Annotated in this window: 16 protein-coding genes; 7 read left to right on the plus strand and 9 right to left on the minus strand. The window is 72.4% G+C overall.

Going from position 1 to position 15257, the window contains the following annotated elements:
- Positions 1-4 precede the first annotated feature (4 nt).
- Positions 5-697, minus strand: a complete 693-nt coding sequence (locus KZC56_RS03520; RefSeq protein ID WP_247637882.1) for a TrmH family RNA methyltransferase — start codon at positions 695-697, stop codon at positions 5-7.
- 114 nt (positions 698-811) lie between these two features.
- On the opposite strand from KZC56_RS03520, the gene KZC56_RS03525 reads away from it, so the two are divergent.
- Positions 812-2092 (plus strand): Nramp family divalent metal transporter, encoded by a 1281-nt coding sequence (locus KZC56_RS03525; RefSeq protein WP_247637883.1) that lies wholly within the window; start codon positions 812-814, stop codon positions 2090-2092.
- A gap of 20 nt (positions 2093-2112) precedes the next feature.
- Positions 2113-2415, plus strand: a complete 303-nt coding sequence (locus KZC56_RS03530) for a hypothetical protein (RefSeq protein WP_136030785.1) — start codon at positions 2113-2115, stop codon at positions 2413-2415.
- A gap of 1 nt (position 2416) precedes the next feature.
- Here KZC56_RS03530 and KZC56_RS03535 read toward each other — a convergent pair whose 3' ends face one another.
- Both KZC56_RS03535 and KZC56_RS03540 read right to left on the minus strand, forming a co-directional pair.
- Positions 2417-3862: a Na+/H+ antiporter NhaC family protein gene (locus tag KZC56_RS03535; RefSeq protein ID WP_136030787.1), complete on the minus strand. Its 1446-nt coding sequence runs from the start codon at positions 3860-3862 to the stop codon at positions 2417-2419.
- Between the two features lie 50 nt (positions 3863-3912).
- Positions 3913-5526, minus strand: a complete 1614-nt coding sequence (locus KZC56_RS03540) for an amidohydrolase (RefSeq protein ID WP_247637884.1) — start codon at positions 5524-5526, stop codon at positions 3913-3915.
- Between the two features lie 69 nt (positions 5527-5595).
- On the opposite strand from KZC56_RS03540, the gene KZC56_RS03545 reads away from it, so the two are divergent.
- The 5 genes from KZC56_RS03545 to KZC56_RS03565 are packed head-to-tail and all read left to right on the plus strand — an operon-like array spanning position 5596 to position 8487.
- Positions 5596-6267 (plus strand): TetR/AcrR family transcriptional regulator, encoded by a 672-nt coding sequence (locus tag KZC56_RS03545; RefSeq protein ID WP_136030791.1) that lies wholly within the window; start codon positions 5596-5598, stop codon positions 6265-6267.
- Positions 6268-6276: 9 nt separating this feature from the next.
- Positions 6277-6909: a metal-dependent transcriptional regulator gene (locus tag KZC56_RS03550; RefSeq protein WP_136044663.1), complete on the plus strand. Its 633-nt coding sequence runs from the start codon at positions 6277-6279 to the stop codon at positions 6907-6909.
- 36 nt (positions 6910-6945) lie between these two features.
- The gene (locus tag KZC56_RS03555; protein WP_136036235.1) at positions 6946-7755 is read left to right on the plus strand and encodes an HAD-IIA family hydrolase; all 810 of its coding nucleotides are present in this window, start codon (positions 6946-6948) and stop codon (positions 7753-7755) included.
- Position 7756: 1 nt separating this feature from the next.
- Positions 7757-8326, plus strand: a complete 570-nt coding sequence (locus tag KZC56_RS17770; protein ID WP_136044664.1) for a YdeI/OmpD-associated family protein — start codon at positions 7757-7759, stop codon at positions 8324-8326.
- On the plus strand, positions 8323-8487 hold the full coding sequence (locus tag KZC56_RS03565) for a hypothetical protein (RefSeq protein ID WP_168387172.1): 165 nt from the start codon (positions 8323-8325) through the stop codon (positions 8485-8487). Before KZC56_RS17770 ends, KZC56_RS03565 begins: the two co-directional genes overlap by 4 nt.
- Positions 8488-8514: 27 nt before the next feature.
- Here the strand turns inward: KZC56_RS03565 and KZC56_RS03570 are convergent, their stop codons facing one another.
- From KZC56_RS03570 to KZC56_RS03595, 6 genes are read right to left on the minus strand one after another with little or no spacing between them, the layout of a single operon-like run.
- Complete coding sequence (locus tag KZC56_RS03570) at positions 8515-10146, minus strand: ABC transporter ATP-binding protein (protein WP_247637885.1); 1632 nt, start codon at positions 10144-10146, stop codon at positions 8515-8517.
- Positions 10143-11249 carry a serine hydrolase domain-containing protein gene (locus KZC56_RS03575; RefSeq protein ID WP_247637886.1) on the minus strand — a complete coding sequence of 369 codons (1107 nt, stop codon included), beginning with the start codon at positions 11247-11249 and terminating at the stop codon, positions 10143-10145. The genes KZC56_RS03570 and KZC56_RS03575 overlap by 4 nt, the downstream gene beginning before the upstream one ends.
- Positions 11246-12436 carry an anhydro-N-acetylmuramic acid kinase gene (locus KZC56_RS03580; protein ID WP_247637887.1) on the minus strand — a complete coding sequence of 397 codons (1191 nt, stop codon included), beginning with the start codon at positions 12434-12436 and terminating at the stop codon, positions 11246-11248. The genes KZC56_RS03575 and KZC56_RS03580 overlap by 4 nt, the downstream gene beginning before the upstream one ends.
- A complete protein-coding gene (gene murQ / locus KZC56_RS03585) occupies positions 12436-13341 on the minus strand; it encodes an N-acetylmuramic acid 6-phosphate etherase (protein WP_247637888.1) in 906 nt (301 codons plus the stop codon). Before murQ ends, KZC56_RS03580 begins: the two co-directional genes overlap by 1 nt.
- Positions 13338-14225 (minus strand): ABC transporter permease, encoded by an 888-nt coding sequence (locus KZC56_RS03590; protein ID WP_136030808.1) that lies wholly within the window; start codon positions 14223-14225, stop codon positions 13338-13340. The genes murQ and KZC56_RS03590 overlap by 4 nt, the downstream gene beginning before the upstream one ends.
- Entirely contained in the window at positions 14222-15193 is a 972-nt protein-coding gene (locus KZC56_RS03595) for an ABC transporter permease (protein ID WP_136030810.1), read from the minus strand. The genes KZC56_RS03590 and KZC56_RS03595 overlap by 4 nt, the downstream gene beginning before the upstream one ends.
- Between the last annotated feature and the right edge of the window lie 64 nt (positions 15194-15257).

Here is a 15257-nt window from a genome sequence, read left to right on the forward strand (position 1 = left end):
CGCCTCAGTCCGCGGCGTGGCGGCGACACCACTCGTACATGATCACGGCGGCCGCGGCGCTGGCGTTGATGGAGCGGGTCGAGCCGTACTGCGTGATCTCCACGTGCGCGGAGGCCGCGGCGAGCGCCTCGTCCGAGAGCCCCGGACCCTCCTGCCCGAACAGCAGCACGCACGCACGCGGCAGGTCCGCCCGGTCGACGGGGACGGCGCCCTCGACGTTGTCGACCGCGATCACGGGCAGCCCCTCCGCCGCAGCCCAGGCGGCGAACGACGCCACGTCCTCGTGATGCACGACGTGCTGGTAGCGGTCGGTGACCATGGCGCCGCGCTTGTTCCAGCGGCGGCGCCCGATGATGTGCACGGTGTCGGCCAGGAACGCGTTGGCGCTGCGCACGATCGAACCGATGTTCATGTCGTGCTGCCAGTTCTCGATCGCGACGTGGAACGGGTGCCGCCGCGTGTCCAGGTCGGCCACGATCCGCTCCATCCGCCAGTAGCGGTAGCGGTCGATCACGTTGCGGGTGTCGCCGTTGGCGAGCAGCTCCGGGTCGTAGTGCTCCCCCTCGGGCCAGGCGTCCCGTCCTCCCGGCCACGGGCCGACGCCGTAGCCGGGCTGGGCGAGGGACCCGCCCGCGCCGTCCGGGACCGGGGCCGCGGAGTCGTCCGTCGCCGGGCTCTCGGGCGTGCGTGCATCCATCCCGCCAGGCTATCGCCGCCCCACTGCCGCCTGTCTCGGCGGAGCGATCGTCGTCACCGAGGTGGCCCAGATCCGGATATTTAGGCAAGCCGAAAAATACGCTACGGTTTCGGTGTGCCGAAAAATCTCGTCGCCCCCGTGACACCGTCCGCCGCCACCGCCCCGCGCAGCCTGTGGCTGCTCGGCCCCGCCCTCGTGGCCGGTGTCGCGTATCTCGACCCGGGCAACGTCGCCAGCAACATGACCGCCGGCGCGCAGTACGGCTACCTCCTGGTGTGGGTGGTCATCGCGGGAAACGTCATGGCCTGGCTCATCCAGTACCTCTCCGCCAAGCTCGGCGTGGTCACGGGGCAGAGCCTGCCGGAGGTCCTCGGTGCACGCCTGAAGCGCCCGTGGACGCGACGCGCGTACTGGCTCCAGGCCGAACTGGTGGCCATGGCGACCGACCTCGCCGAGGTGATCGGCGGCGCCGTCGCGCTGTACCTGCTGTTCGACGTGCCGCTGCTCCTCGGCGGCCTGATCACCGGGGCCGTGTCGATGATCCTGCTCACCGTGCAGAGCCGCCGCGGCGCCCGCCCCTTCGAGTTCGTGATCATCGGACTGATGCTCGTCATCACGGTCGGCTTCCTGGCCGGCCTGTTCCTCGCCCCGCCCGACCCCGCGGGTGTCATCGGCGGACTCGTGCCCCGCTTCGAGGGCACCGGGTCGGTGCTGCTCGCGGCCTCCATCCTCGGCGCCACGATCATGCCGCACGCCATCTATGCGCACTCCTCGCTCGCCCGCGACCGCTTCGGGAGCGCGGGTCTGCCCCACGAGGAGGCCACGCGGACCGAGGCCTCCCGCATCCGCCGCCTGCTCACCGCCACGCGCTGGGACGTGTCGATCGCGATGGTCATCGCGGGGTCGGTCAACCTCGGCATCCTCCTGCTGGCCGCGGCGAACCTCGCAGGGGTCGAGGGCACCGACTCCCTGGAGGGCGCGCACGCCGCCCTGGCCGCCGGTCTCGGTCCCGTCGTCGCCACGTTCTTCGCGGTGGGGCTGCTCGCCTCCGGCCTGGCGTCCACCTCGGTCGGCGCCTACGCGGGCGCCGAGATCATGCACGGGCTGCTGCACGTGCGCATCCCGCTGCTCGCGCGGCGGCTGGTGACCCTGATCCCCGCCCTCGCGATCCTCGGACTCGGCGTCGACCCCACCCTCGCGCTCGTGCTGAGCCAGGTCGTGCTGTCGTTCGGCATCCCGTTCGCGCTCATCCCGCTGGTGGCGCTGACCGCGCAGCGGCGCACGCTCGGGGTGTGGGCCAACCGCGCGTGGACCACCATCGCCGGGGTCGTCGCCTCGGTGCTGCTCATCGCCCTCAACGCCGCGCTGCTCTGGCTGGTCCTGACGGGGGCATGAGCCCGGATAGGCTCGACACCATGCCCGCCGAGAACGCCCGCCGCACCGTCCGCATCCTCACCTGGATCGGAATCGCGACCGGGGTGATCGGGGCCGTGCTGATCGCGTTCCCGAAGGTCGTCGGCCCGCTCGGACCGTGGCTGCAGCTCGCCCTCGGCATCGCCACGCTCGTGCTCGCCTTCCGCGCGCGCAAGGTCGGGATCGCCGAGGTGGAGGGCTTCGACGGGCGCCTGTCGCTCGCCGCCGCCCTCCTCGGCTTCCTCGTGGTGTTCTTCGCGGGGCAGGTGGCCTTCGGCCTGCTGGTCGCCGTCGCGAATCCGTGACTCAGGCCGCGACGAACCCCGTCACCAGATAGAGCACGAGCGAGAGCCCGGCCGCGATCCCCGCGTAGGGCAGGATCGCCAGCATGAGGTTGATCGGCTTGATGCCGATCGAGCGCGAGGCCAGGATGATGCCGTCGCCGTACAGGCACGTGGTGCTGCCCAGCGCGGCGCCCGAGAACACCGCGGCACCGGCCAGGATCGGGTCGGCACCGAGAGCGAGCGCCAGCGGCAGCACGACCGGGGTGATGACCGCCGCGAGGTCCCAGAACGACCCGGTCGCGTAGGCGTAGACGCCGCACACGGCGAACACGATCGCCGGCAGCAGGGCGGGGGTGAGCACGGGCTCGGTCACCTGGATCACGAACTCGGCGAGCTGCAGGGCGATGTTCATCTCCTGCACCATGAACGCGAGCACGGTGAGCACCATCACGAAGAGCATGCTCTCGATGCCCTCGAGCGCCGCGTCCAGCACGCCGCGCACCGAGAGCCGACGCTGCACGAGCACCAGCACGACCGTGACCGCGAGGGCCGCCGCGGTACCGGCGACCACATTGGCGTCCGTCGCGATCGTGACGCCGACCAGCACGGCCATCGCGATCAGGAACGACCACGGCTGCGGCTTGCGCGCGGTGTCCGTGGTCGTCTCGAGCGCCACGGCGACGCGCTGCGCGGTCGAACCGTCCGCGTCGTCCGCGCGGAGCTCGGAGAGCAGCGCCGCGCCCTCGGCCCGGCGTTCGGCGTCTGTCGTGCCGAGCGGGAAGACGTCGCCGTCGCGCTCGGCGCGCAGCGCGTCCTTCTTGATCAGGCCGAGCTTCGGCAGCCAGCCGATGCTCATCAGCAGCGCCACCGCGATGGCCGCCCAGCCGAAGAAGATGAACGGGATGGACTGCAGGTAGGCCCCGAAGCCGCTGCCGCCGACGGTGACCCCCTGCGCCTCGAACAGGCCCGAGAAGAACAGTGCCCACGTCGACACGGGGACGAGCACGGCGATCGGGGCAGCGGTCATCTTCATGATCGCGCCGAGCTGGGTGCGGGGAACCCGGTAGCGGTCGGTCACCTGCTTCATCGACGTGCCGGTGGTGAGCACGTTGAGGTAGTCGTCGACGAACAGCACGATCGAGAGCAGGAACGTGAGCAGGGTCGACTTCCGCCGCGAGGTCACGAACCGCTCGACCCAGCGGGCGAAGTCGGTGACGATGCCCGACTTCTCGAACAGCATCATCAGGATGCCGAACAGGGCGACGATCAGCAGCAGCCACTGCGCCGTCTCGTTCGACAGGGCCTTGCCGGTGTACTCGACCCAGACGTCGAAGCCGCCCCAGCCGCCGAGGATCAGAGCTCCGGCGACGGTGCCGCAGAGGAGCGCGAAGAGGGTGCGGCGGGTGGCGACGGCGACCACGAGGATCACCGCGATGGGCAGGAGCGCGAGGGCGCCGAATTCGGGCATGGGGTTCACCTCGGTGTGAAAGGAAAGGGAGGGGGTGGTCGAGCCGGGGGTCAGGGCTCGACGCCGCCGACGACCGTCCGCTGTACGGGCAGGTCGGGGAGGTCGTCGGGTGCGACGTGCAGCGGGTTCTCCGCCCACACGGCGTAGTCGGCGCGGTAGCCGGGGGCGATGCGACCGAGGTCGCCGTCGCCCTGCGCCCGCGCAGCGCCCACGGTGTAGCCGTGCAGCGCCTGGAAGGGGGTGAGCACCTGGTGGGGCTCGAACACCGGGGCGTCGCGGTCGCCGGGGCGGCGGCGCAGCATGGCCCACGCGAGGCCGATCCGGGCGTCGTTCTGCGCGATGGGCCAGTCCGACCCGAGGGCGACCGGGGCACCGGCGTCCCAGTAGTCGCGCACGCGCCAGGCCCGGGCGGCCCGGGCGGGGCCGAGGCGCCGCGACCAGTCGTCGGAGGCGTCGGCCTTGCGCCACTGCAGGTGCAGCGGCTGCATCGATGCGGTGATGCCGGCGGCGGCGATGCGGGCGACGTCGCGGTCGGTCGTGGTCTCCAGGTGCTCGATGCGGTGCGGGGCTCCGGTGGCGCAGCGCGCGCCCGCGGCGAGGTACGCGTCGACGACCTCGCCGACCGCGCGGTCGCCGATCGCGTGGGTCGCGACCTGGAAGCCGGCGTCGGCGTAGCGCCGCACGGTGCGGGCGTAGGCGGCGGCGTCCTTCCAGAAGGGCTCCGTGCCGCCGCCGGCCGTATCGGGCTCGTACAGCCACGCGGTGCCCGTCTCGACGACCCCGTCGGCGTACAGCTTCACGACCCCGCCGCGCCACCGCTCGCCGCGGCGGTCGCGCATCCGCAGGTTCTCCGCCGTGCGGTCGGCGTCGAACCCGGGCTCGTGGTCGATCGCGGACACGATGCGGAGGGGCAGACCCGGGCCGAGCTCGAGACCGTCGAGCAGGTCGAGCGTGGCGAAGCCGCCGTCCATGATGGTGCCGCCCGTGAGGCCGGAGTCCCGCAGTCCGCGCAGCAGCTCGTGGCCCGCCGCGAGGGTCTGCGTGCGGTCGAGGGCGGGGGCGGCGAGGCGCACGGGCTCGTACGCCGCGAGCTCGCGCAACTCCCCGGTCGGCCGCCCGTCGCCGTCGACGACGATGCACGAGGAGTCGTCGGTCTCGCGGGGCCCGGTGATGCCGGCGCGGCGGAGACCCTCGTGGCTGGCGAGGGCGGTGTGCCCGTCGAACACGATGAACAGGGCGGGGAGCCCGCGCACGGCGTCGTCGATCGCATCGGCGGTCATGGGGAGCTCGTGGAAGACGTCGTAGTCGAGGTTCCAGCCGCGCACCCACGGGTCGCGGTCGTCGCGCAGCGCGCGGTCGGCCTCGGCGCGCAGGGCCGCCAGGAAGCCGGTGCCGGTGGTGATGCCGCCGAGGTCGACCCCGGCGGTGAGCTCGAGCCCCTGCAGCGGGTGGAGGTGGGCGTCGATGAGCCCCGGGGTGACCGCGGCTCCCGCGAGGTCGTGGACGACAGTGCGCGGGCCGCGCAGTTCCCGCACGAGCGCGTCGTCGCCCACCGCGAGGAAGCGGCCGTCGCGTACGGCGAACGCCGAGGCCTCCGGGCGGCGGGGGTCCATGGTCACGACGCGCGCGCCGGTGACGATAGTGTCGGCGTCGAAACCCGTCATGGCGTTCTTCCTCGAGCGAATTGAAAGAGTTTCAATAAAGTAGCAGACACCGAGCAGGAGTGAGCCACGATGACGACATCCCCGCGCAGCGTGGGCCGCCCGTCGACCAGGGTGCTCACCGAGGAGCGGATCCTCACGGCGGCGTTCCGGCTCAGCGCCGAGCGCACACCACGGCAGTTCACGATGACGGCGCTCGCGGAGTCCCTGGGCGTGCGCACCTCGGCGCTCTACCACCACTTCGAGAGCCGCGACGCCGTGATCCGGGCGATGCGCGGGCGGATCAGCCGCGACCTCGCCACCCCCGAGCCCGGGGCCCTGCCACTGGAGGACGCACTCCTCGCCTGGGCGCACAGCTACCGCGACGCCACGATCGCCGCACCCCAGGCGATGGTCATGCTCGCCACCTCCCCCATCGACGCCGACGAGGGCTCGTTCGCCGACTACGAGCAGATCGCCCGCCTGCTCGCCGACGACGGCTGGCCCACCGACACCATCGTCGACGCGATCGTCGCCCTGGAGTCCTTCATCATCGGATCCGCCCTCGACGCCCTCGCCCCGGCGGACAACATGTCGCCCGGCGACCTCGCCCCCGCCTACCCGACCTTCGCCGAGGCCGAGCGCGCTCGCGCTCGCCTCAGCTCCGACCCCGCCCGTCGCACGTTCGAGATCGGCGTGCGCGCCCTCATCCATGGCCTCACCGCGTGGGCGCGCGCCGAAAGAGCCTCCGACGCCACCGCGTAGGCTGGACGGGTGGCCTCCCCCGCAGCTGACGACTACCTCAAGACCGTCTACGCCCACACCGAATGGCAGGACGCCCCGATCACCCCGTCGGTGCTGGCGGCCAAGCTCGGCATCGCCCCGTCGTCGGTCACCGAGATGGTGAAGAAGCTCGCCGCCGCGGGGCTCGTGTCGCACGTGCCCTACGGTGCCGTGCGGCTGACCGAAGCCGGGACGACCAGAGCCCTCGCGATGGTGCGGCGCCACCGCCTCATCGAGACCTGGCTCGTGCAGGAGTTCGGCTACGGGTGGGACGAGGTGCACGACGAGGCCGAGGTGCTGGAGCACACCATCAGCGACCGGCTGCTCGAGGGCATCGACGCCCGCCTGGGCCGCCCGCGCTTCGACCCGCACGGCGACGCGATCCCCGACGCCGACGGGCACATCGAGCGGGAGCCGTTCGTGCTGCTCGCCGACGCCGCAGAGGGGCACAGCGGTCGCGTGCTGCGGGTCGACGACCGCGACTCCGACCTGCTGCGGGCCCTGGAGGCCGAGGGGCTCACGGTCGGCAGCACCGTCGAGGTCCTCGCCGACGGCGTGCGCCTGGACGGCGTCGAGCGAGCCCTTCCCGACGGAAGCGCCGGCGTCGTGTGGATCACCGCCTGAGACCTGCCGGAAACACGCGGCCTCTAGGCTGAGCACATGGCACACCGTGACGACATCGAATGCTGGCTCACCGACATGGACGGCGTGCTCGTCCATGAGAACGACGCCATCCCCGGGGCCTCCGAACTGCTCGCCGGGTGGGAGCGCAACGACATCCCCTACCTGGTGCTGACGAACAACTCGATCTTCACCGCCCGCGACCTCTCCGCCCGCCTGCGGCAGAGCGGCCTGGTCGTGCCGGAGGAGCGCATCTGGACCTCGGCGCTCGCGACGGCCGACTTCCTGGCCCAGCAGCTGCCCGGCGGCTCCGCCTTCGTGATCGGCGAGGCCGGCATCCTCACGGCCCTGCACGAGGCGGGCTTCATCATGACCGAGACGAACCCCGACTTCGTGGTGGTCGGCGAGACCCGCAACTACTCGTTCGAGGCGATCACCAAGGCCATCCGTCACATCATCAACGGCTCGCGGTTCATCGTCACCAACCCCGACGCGACGGGCCCGAGCATCGACGGCGTGCTGCCGGCCACCGGCGCGATCGCCGCGCTCATCACGAAGGCGACCGGCAAGGAGCCCTACGTGGTCGGCAAGCCCAACCCGATGATGTTCCGCTCGGCGCTGAACAAGATCGGTGCGCACTCCAAGAAGACGGGCATGATCGGCGACCGCATGGACACCGACATCGTCGCCGGCATCGAGGCGGGCCTGCACACCGTGCTCGTGATGACCGGCATCAGCGACCGGCGCAGCATCGAGCAGTACCCGTTCCGTCCCGACGAGATCGTCGACTCCGTCGCCGACCTGCTGCCGACCATCACCGCATCGATCCCCACGCTGGACGAGGACTGACGTGGGCGCCCTCGACGACGGCGAGCGGATCGCGGCGGCCGACGCCGCGGCCTGGCGCGCCTGGCTCGAGGAGCACCACGAGCGCACCGCGGGCGTGTGGCTGCTGAGCGTGCGCGGCCGCTCCGCCGTCGGCGTCGGCTATGAGGACGCGGTGCGGCAGGCGCTGTGCTTCGGGTGGATCGACGGCCCGGTGCGCAGCTTCGACGACCAGACGAACGGCCAGTGGTTCTCGCCGCGGCGGCCCGGCAGCGGGTGGGCGGCGACGAACAAGGCGCGCATCGCCGAGCTGGAGGCCGCCGGGCTGCTGGCCCCCGCGGGCGTGCGGGCCCTGGAGGTCGCGAAGGCCAACGGCTCGTGGACCCTGCTCGACGGACCGGAGGCGGGCATCGAGCCGCCCGAGCTCACGGCCGCACTCGACGCGGACCCCGCCGCCCGTGAGAACTGGGACGCGTTCCCGAAGTCGGTGAAGAAGTTCGGGCTCACGCACATCGCGATGGCCAAGCGACCGGAGACGAAGGCCGCCCGCATCGCGAAGATCGTGGCGGACGCCGCGGAGGGGAAACGCCCATGACCCAGAACGACCTGCTGTTCCTCGTGCTGATCCTGATCGGGCTCACGTCGCTCACCGTGATCATCGTGCAGTTCGTGCGCTCCCGTCGCGGCCGCGGCTCGGACGACGGTCGTGCCGGCTGGTGGGAAGGCCCCTGGGACGACGACGACCGTCAGCGCTGAGCCCGCGGCCGTCGCCTCCGGCCGCGGTCAGGACGCCAGCGAGGCCCCGGGGATCGCGGCCAGCAGCTCCCGCGTGTACGGGTGCTGCGGGTCGTCGAAGATGCGCTCCGGTGTGCCGCTCTCGACCACGACCCCGCGCTGCATCACGTGCACCTCGTCGGAGATCATCCGCACGACCGCGAGGTCGTGGCTGATGAAGAGGTAGCTGAGGCCGAGGCGCGTCTGCAGCTCCGCCAGCAGATCGAGGATCTGCGCCTGCACCAGCACGTCGAGCGCCGACACGGCCTCGTCGAGCACCACCAGCTCGGGTTCGAGCGCCAGGGCCCGCGCGATCGCCACGCGCTGCCGTTGTCCGCCGGAGAGCTCGTGCGGCAGCCGCTCGGCCATCGCGGCCGGGAGCGCCACCTGCTCCAGCAGCTCCAGGACGCGGGCGTGACGCGAGGCCGCGGTGCCGATGCGGTGCACGCGCAGCGGTTCCGCGATCGACTGCTCCACGGTGAACCGCGGGTCGAGCGAGGCGTAGGGGTTCTGGAACACCGGCTGCACGCGGCGGCGCAGGGCGAACAGCTCCTTGCGGCGCAGCGTGGTGAGGTCGAGCCCGTCGAACAGGATCGATCCGGAGGTGGCGTCCTCCAGCCCCAGCACCATGTTCGCGGTCGTGGACTTGCCCGACCCGGACTCCCCCACGATCGACACGGTCGTGCCGCGGCGGATCGTGAGGCTCACACCGTCGACCGCCGTGAAGGTCTGCGGCTCCCCGGCCTTGGCGCCGCGCACCGGGAACTCCTTGCGCAGGTCGCGGATCTCCACGAACGGCACGGCGTCGGTCGCGGCCGTGCGCGCGGGCAGGGCGTCGCGCCGGGAGGAGAGGCTCGGCGCCGCGGCCAGCAGCTGCCTGGTGTACTCGTGCTGCGGGTTGCCCAGCACCTGGGCGGACGTGCCCTCCTCGACCACGCGGCCCCGGAACATGACCACGATGCGGTCGGCGCGCTCGGCCGCGAGCGCCAGGTCGTGCGTGATGAGGAAGACCGCGGTCCCGAGCTCGTCGGTGAGCTGGTCGAGCTGGTCGAGGATGCGGCGCTGCACCGTGACGTCGAGGGCCGAGGTGGGCTCGTCGGCGATCAGCAGCCGGGGCTTGCACGCGAGCCCCATCGCGATCAGCACGCGCTGGCGCATCCCGCCGGAGAACTCGTGCGGGTACTGCCGTGCGCGCCGGGCGGCGTCGGCGATGCCCACCATCTCCAGCAGCTCGACCACGCGGACCTTCGTCGCCTCGCCGCTGGTGTGACCGTGCACCTCCAGCGCCTCGCCGATCTGCTCCCCCACGCGCATGAGCGGGTTGAGGTTCGACATCGGGTCCTGCGGCACGAGGCCGATCCCGGCGCCGCGCAGCGAGATCATCGCGCTCTCGGGCAGCTCGGTCAGCTCGCGCCCGTCGAAGCGGATGCTGCCCGCCGTGATCACGCCGTTCTCGGGGAGCAGGCGGTTGACGGCGGCGGCGGTCGTGGACTTCCCCGAGCCGGACTCGCCGACCACCGCGACGGTCTCGCCCGCGGCGATGTCGATGTTCACGTCGCTGATCGCGGTGATCAGCTCGGAACCGGTCCGGAAGGCGACAGCGAGGCCGTCGATGCTCAGCACGGGCGGGGTGGTGCTCATGGGGTACTCGTTCCTTCGGGGTCCAGGAGGGCGGGCAGCGCCGCACGCCACAGGGTCTCGGTCGGGGCGATCTCGGCCGCGAGGAGACGGGTGCTCAGCAGCACGGCCGCGGTGCCCGTCGCCGGCACGAGGCCGAGCGCGCAGCCGGTGTAGCCCGGGTGCCACAGCAGACGGGTGGGGCGGCCGTCGACCGGCACGGTGTCGCTGCGCCAGCCCAGGGCCTGACCGGCGTCCGGGCCGTCGCGGAAGAAGTCGGCGACCGCGTCGGGGTGCCAGAGGTCGGTGTGCCGGTCGGCGTCGGCGAGCGCGGCGCCGAGCGTGAGCAGGTCATCGACCGTGCCGAACAGGCCCGCGTGCCCGGAGACGCCGCCGAGCGCGTGGAAGCAGTTGCCGTCGTTGACGCTGCCGGCGATCTCGTCCTCCCGCCACGGGAAGTGCCGGCGCGACGTGAGGATCGGGTAGGGGTCGCCCGTGGCCACCATGCGGCGCTCGGCGGCGTCGCCGATGCCGGAGGACGCGACGGGAGGGCCGACGGGGCCGTAGCCCGTGTGCGCGAGTCCCAGCGGCGCGGTCACCAGCTCGCGCACGGCGGCGTCGAGCGGAAGGCCGGTCACCGCGGTGATGAGGCGCCCGAGCAGGATGAAGCCCAGGTCGGAGTAGTGCCGCCCCTCGTCGAGGCCGTAGCGCAGCGGCAGGGCGTCCACGACCGCGTCGGCGGGGGCGGGGTCGAGGTACAGCGGCTGCCACTCCCACAGTCCGGCGCGGTGCTGCAGCAGGTGGCGCACCGTGGTGCCGGGAGCGCACGCGGTGCCCGGAAGGAAGCGGTCGACCGGGTCGTCGACGCCGAGGTCGCCCGTGCTCACCAGGCGCAGCAGAGCCGTGGTGGTGGCCGCGACCTTCGACACCGAGGCGAGGTCGAAGGCGGTGTCGCGCGTGACCGGGGTTCCCGCGAGGTCCGCGAGCCCGTCCACCGCGACGTCACGCGAGGTGCGCGTGACCACCCCCGCGACCACCGCGCGGGGGGCGGTGTCGCCGCGCATCACCGCCGCGACGGCCCCCGCAGCGCTCGCGCCGCGCACCTGGCCTGCTCCGTGGCCGCTCACGACGCCGTCGCCTCCCCGAGCGTGAGCGAATCGATCGCCGCGACCGGCTCCGGCATGTGCAGCGGGCCGGCGCCGGGCGTGATCGTGCCGAGGATGCGGGGCTCGCGGGCGCCCGTGCCGCCGGGGACGATGGCGGGGACGCCGTGCATCGTGGACCAGCCGATGAGCGCGAGCAGGATCGCCTCCTTGCTGTCGGCGGGAGCTCCCAGCTCGTCGGCCAGCACGACCTCGGTCTCCGGCAGCGCGGCGCGCAGACCCTCGAGGATCAGCGGGTTGCGGCACCCGCCGCCCGAGACGGCGAGGAAGCCGATGCCCGCCGCGGCGACGTCGCGGGCGACCGTGCGGACCGTGAGCTCGGTGAGCGTGCGCACGACATCGGCGACCGGGATGTCGCGGCCCTGCGCGGCCAGGTGCTCGTGCACGTAGCCGAGGTGGAAGTGCTCCTTGCCGGTGCTCTTCGGCGGCGTCAGCGCATAGTACGGGTCGTCGAGGAGGGCCGACAGCAGCGCCTCGTCGACGCGGCCGGTGCGCGCCACGGCCGCATCGTCGTCGTAGCCGAGCGGGTTGAGCCCGTGCTCCACGATGACCGCGTCGACCAGCGCGTTCGCGGGACCGATGTCGTAGGCGACCAGGCCGTCCTGGCGCACGACCGTCATGTTCGAGATGCCGCCGAGGTTGACGGCCGCCGTGACCCCGGCTCGTCCGCGCAGCAGCAGCTCGTCGAGGAACGACACCAGCGGGGCGCCGTGGCCGCCCGCGGTGATGTCGCGGATGCGGATGTCCGACACCACGGGCACCCCGACCCTCTCCGCGATCCAGGCGGGCTGCCCGATCTGCAGGGTCCCCAGGGCGTGGGCGCCGTCGACCCAGTGGTACACGGTCTGCCCGTGGGAGCAGATCGCGTCGGCCCCGCCGACCTGCGCGGCGATGTCGGCCGCGACGTCGGCGAACGCCTGGCCGATGAGGGTGTCGAGCTCCGCGACCTCGGCGAGCGTGGTCGGCGCGGGCGGGAGGGCGGCGATCAGCCGGGCGCGCAGCTCCGGCGCGTACGGCACGCTCGTGGCCGCGAGCACGGTGCCGGTCAGGTCGACGCCGTGGTCGGTGAAGCCCCCGCTGGTCGCGAAGTCGACGACGGCGGCATCGATCCCGTCGTGCGAGGTGCCGGAGATCAGTCCGAGGACGCGCATCAGTTCTCCTCCAGTGCCGTGCGCAGGCGTCCGCCTGCCGCGGTGAGTCGGGTGGTGGCCGCGGCGAGGTCCTCGCCGCGGCGGATCATGATCGACGCGAGCTTCACGTCCCAGGCGGCGGTCTCCAGCGCCGCGACCGCGGTGTCGCGATCGACCTCGGCGATCGTGCGCACCATACGGATCGCGCGCTCGCGGAGCTTGTGGTTCGTGGCCTTCACGTCGACCATCAGGTTGCCGTAGGCCTTGCCGCCTCGCACCATCGAGATGGTCGAGAACATGTTGAGCACGAGCTTCTGCGCCGTGCCCGACTTGAGGCGGGTGGAACCCGACAGCACCTCGGGGCCGACCTCGACCTCGATGCCGTGCTCGGCGACGGCGCTCAGCGGGGTGTCCGCGTTGCACGACAGCCCGATGCCCAGCGCCCCGCGCTCGCGCGCCCGGCGGACGGCCGCGACCACGTACGGGGTGCGGCCGCTCGAGGCGATGCCGATCACGGTGTCGAGCGGGCCGATGCCGGCGGCGTCGATCGCGGCGGCTCCGGCCTCGGCGTCGTCTTCCGCGCCCTCGACCGGGTTCACGATCGCGCCGGGCCCGCCGGCCATGATGGCGAACACCAGCTCTGGCGGCGTGCTGAACGTGGGCGGGCATTCCGAGGCGTCGAGCACCCCGATGCGACCGGGCGTCCCTGCCCCGACGTAGACCAGCCGTCCGCCCCGCGCCATCCGCTCCGCGGTGGCCTCGATGGCCGGGACGATCTGCGGCAGTGCGCGCCGCACGGCCGCGGGCACCGTGGCGTCGGCGTCGTTCATGGTCTGGGCGAGCTCCGCCACGCTCATCTGGTCGAGTCGCGCGTAGCGGGGGTCGCTGGCCTCGGTGGCGAGGGCGCCGAGATCCTCCAGGGTCATCGCTTCCCCCGGTTCCGCGGGTCGAGGCTGTCGCGCAGCCCGTCGCCCAGCAGGTTGAGCCCGACCACGAGCAGCACCACGACCACGCCGGGCGCGATCATGGTCCACGGCGCGATGGTGACGAGCGTGCGCGCCTCGAAGATCATCGAGCCGAGCGACGGCGCGGGCGGCGGCGTGCCGAGGCCGAGGAAGCTCAGCGACGCCTCGGTCAGCACGGCCCACGACAGCGACAGCGTGACCTGCACGATGATGATCGACGTGATGTTGGGCAGCACGTGCCGGAACATCGTGGCCATGCGGCCCTGCCCCGTGCTCTTGGCGGCCTTGACGTACTCGACCTCGCGCAGCGACAGCACCGGGCCGCGCGTGACGCGGATGAAGATCGGCACGTAGACGATCGCGATGGCCACGGCGATCGTGAACCAGTTGCGGTCGAACACCGAGGCGAGCGACAGCGCCAGCAGCAGCGGCGGGAACGCGAACAGGACGTTGGTGACCGCGGTGATCGCGCCGTCGGAGATGCCGCGGTAGAAGCCGGCGATGAGGCCGCAGACCGTGCCGACCACGGTCGCGAACGCCACCGCGACGACCGAGATCAGCGCCGAGTTCGCGACGCCGGCGGCCACGCGCGAGAACACGTCGCGGCCGAACTGGTCGGTGCCGAACCAGTGCACGGCCGACGGCGGCTGCAGACGCGAGGGCGGATCCTGCGCCAGCGGGTCGAAGGGCAGCAGCCCGAACGCCGACACGACGCTGAGCACCGCCAGCAGGAACACGATGATGAGGCCGGCGAGCCCGCTGCGGCTGCGCAGCAGGAGACGCACGCGCTCCATGGTGCGCCCTCCGCCGGGGGCGAGGGCCGGGGTCTGAGAGATGTCGGTCATGCGGCACGCACCCGGGGATCGATGACCCGGTACAGCAGGTCGGTGAGCAGGTTGACGATGACGAAGGCGAGCGCGATCACCAGCACGGTGCTCTGCACGAGCGCGTACTCCTTCTGCTGGATGCCGAGCAGCACCTGACGGCCGATGCCGGGGAGCGAGAAGATCTGCTCCACCACGACGGCGCCGCCGAGCAGGTAGCCGAACTGCAGGCCGGTCATGGTGACGATCGGGACCAGCGCGTTGCCGAGCACGTGGCGCACCTGGAGGCGGCGCGGCGGCACGCCCTTCGCCCGGGCCGTGCGGATGAAGTCGTTCGCGCGGATCTCGAGCACGGCGGTGCGGGTCGTGCGCATGATGGGCGCCGCGATGCCGAAGCCGAGCACGATCGACGGGAGCAGCATCTGCTGCAGGTTCAGCAGCGGGTCGTCGAACAGCCGCGCGTAGCCCTGGCCGTTGGGGTTGAAGCCGAGCGACTGCGCCAGGATCGCCAGCAGCGCCGTGCCGAGCAGGAACGCCGGGATGGAGAGGCCCGCGAGTCCCACGACCTGGCCGACGCCGTCGCGGAGCGAGTCCGGCTTGGAGGCCGACAGCATGCCGAGCGGGATGCCGATCGCGAGGGCGATCACGATCGAGAGGATCGCGAGCTCGAACGTGACGGGCAGGGCGGCCGCGGTGAGGTCGAGCACGCTCGTCTGCGCCCGCGACGAGAAGCCGAGGTTGCCGGTGAAGATGTTGCCCAGCCAGGAGAAGAACTGCACGAACAGCGGCTGGTCCAGGCCGTAGTAGGCCTCGAGAGCCTCCCGCTGCGCCGGGGTGAGCGCGGCGGCCTCGGTGCCGAGTCCCGAGCTGATCTGGTCGCCGGGGATGGCGCGCAGCATCAGGAAGACGAACACGGCGACCCCGAAGAGGGTGCCGAGGGCTGCGAGGATGCGTCGCAGCACGCTGTTGCGGAGGAGCTGTCTGAACATGCGCGTGTGAGGGTGCCTGTCGTCGGAGGGGGACGGAGGGGGCGCGGGCGGCCGCGCCCCCTCC

The organism is Microbacterium sufflavum (genome assembly GCF_023091155.1).
GTDB classification, from domain to species: domain Bacteria; phylum Actinomycetota; class Actinomycetes; order Actinomycetales; family Microbacteriaceae; genus Microbacterium; species Microbacterium sufflavum.

Coding starts and splice junctions, on each gene's coding strand:
- KZC56_RS03555 (WP_136036235.1), top strand. CDS start 6,946: ATGGCACACCGTGACGACATCGAATGCTGGCTCACCGACATGGACGGC.
- KZC56_RS03595 (WP_136030810.1), bottom strand. CDS start 15,193: ATGTTCAGACAGCTCCTCCGCAACAGCGTGCTGCGACGCATCCTCGCA.
- KZC56_RS03545 (WP_136030791.1), top strand. CDS start 5,596: ATGACGACATCCCCGCGCAGCGTGGGCCGCCCGTCGACCAGGGTGCTC.
- KZC56_RS03535 (WP_136030787.1), bottom strand. CDS start 3,862: ATGCCCGAATTCGGCGCCCTCGCGCTCCTGCCCATCGCGGTGATCCTC.
- KZC56_RS03570 (WP_247637885.1), bottom strand. CDS start 10,146: ATGAGCACCACCCCGCCCGTGCTGAGCATCGACGGCCTCGCTGTCGCC.
- KZC56_RS03540 (WP_247637884.1), bottom strand. CDS start 5,526: ATGACGGGTTTCGACGCCGACACTATCGTCACCGGCGCGCGCGTCGTG.
- KZC56_RS03565 (WP_168387172.1), top strand. CDS start 8,323: ATGACCCAGAACGACCTGCTGTTCCTCGTGCTGATCCTGATCGGGCTC.
- KZC56_RS03580 (WP_247637887.1), bottom strand. CDS start 12,436: ATGCGCGTCCTCGGACTGATCTCCGGCACCTCGCACGACGGGATCGAT.
- KZC56_RS03530 (WP_136030785.1), top strand. CDS start 2,113: ATGCCCGCCGAGAACGCCCGCCGCACCGTCCGCATCCTCACCTGGATC.
- KZC56_RS03590 (WP_136030808.1), bottom strand. CDS start 14,225: ATGACCGACATCTCTCAGACCCCGGCCCTCGCCCCCGGCGGAGGGCGC.
- KZC56_RS03520 (WP_247637882.1), bottom strand. CDS start 697: ATGGATGCACGCACGCCCGAGAGCCCGGCGACGGACGACTCCGCGGCC.
- murQ (WP_247637888.1), bottom strand. CDS start 13,341: ATGACCCTGGAGGATCTCGGCGCCCTCGCCACCGAGGCCAGCGACCCC.